Source organism: Stenotrophomonas sp. STEN038 (assembly GCF_056759895.1).
Map to the genome: position 1 here is coordinate 1 of NZ_JBRRDW010000120.1, position 1222 is coordinate 1222.

The 1222-nt window shown below is 61.6% G+C and carries 1 protein-coding gene; it reads right to left on the reverse strand.

Features of this window, described 5'->3' with window-relative positions; genetic code table 11:
- Positions 1-8: 8 nt before the first annotated feature.
- The gene (locus ACVOLS_RS21545) at positions 9-1163 is read right to left on the reverse strand and encodes an IS30 family transposase (protein WP_049439365.1); all 1155 of its coding nucleotides are present in this window, start codon (positions 1161-1163) and stop codon (positions 9-11) included.
- Positions 1164-1222: the final 59 nt, after the last annotated feature.

The following is a 1222-nucleotide window of genomic DNA, read 5'->3' on the forward strand; positions in this document are numbered from 1 at the left end:
CGGTGAGTTCAACCCGTCGACGCAACGGCTTGGCTCAGCTTAGCGGCTGGCGTCTGGAAGCCCAAGGTCTTACGAGGTCTTTCGTTGAGACGTCTGGCGATCTTGTTCAAGAATGCCTGCGAATGGCGGGATAGATCCGTGCCGTCGGGGAAGTACTGCCGCAGAAGGCCATTGGTGTTTTCGTTCGAACCGCGCTGCCAAGGGCTTTGCGGATCGCAGAAGTAGACCTGCGTGTCGGTCGCCACGGTGAAGTTCTTGTGGCTGGCCATCTCACCGCCTCGATCCCACGTCAGCGATTTTCGCAGCGCGGTTGGCAGTGTTTTCACTTGCCGGCTCAGCGCCGAGACGACGCTGCTGGTGTCCTTACCCTTCACTTTCACCAGCATCACGAAGCGCGAGTGCCGTTCCACAAGCGTCGCGATGTGGGAATTGTTGCTGCCCGTGATCAGATCACCCTCCCAATGCCCTGGCACGGCGCGATCTTCGACTTCCGCCGGACGCTCCCGAATCGATACCGCGTCGATGATCCCGCCGCGAGGCATCGCGGTGGCCAGCTTTGAGTGGCGCATACGGCGACGCGTGCGCAGGTGCGCCAGGAGTTCCTTCTTGAGCAGGCCGCGCGCCTGGATGAACAAGCTCCGGTAGATCGTTTCGTGCGACACCTGCAGTGCCTGGTTGAGCGGGAACCTCAGCTTAAGCCAGCCGGCGATCTGTTCCGGCGACCACTGCTGGCCCAGCTTGCAAGCCACCAACCAGCGCAGACGAGGGTTATCGGCCAACCGGCAAGACTGTGGCCTCCGGGCTGCCTCCCAAGCGGCCTCATCGGCATGTGCGGCCCGATATCGGTCACGGCCACCATGCCGTGCCACTTCCCGGCTAATCGTCGAGGTAGGCCGCCCTAGGCTGAGCGCAATCTGGCGAAACGACTGGCCAGAAGCTAGGCATCGAGATATCTCTTCGCGGTCCATTAAGCTCAGCGACCGGGCGGATCGGCGACGTTCCCTCGGCGCGATCCCGCCTTGCGCGGCCAGAACCCCGAAAATCGAACCCGGATTCTTGTCAAAGAAGCGGGCAATGTCGCTGAGCGACTGGCCGCCCTTCCATCGTCGCCATAGATCTCGCTTCTGGGCTCGAGACATGCCGGGCCGCCCCATCCTTGCCATATCGTTCGCTCCTATCAGTGCAACTGTTGATCATGTTGCATTGACGGGTTGAACTCACC

Excerpts from the sequence above, each read along its gene's own strand:
- ACVOLS_RS21545 (WP_049439365.1), bottom strand. The coding sequence starts at position 1,163 with ATGGCAAGGATGGGGCGGCCCGGCATGTCTCGAGCCCAGAAGCGAGAT.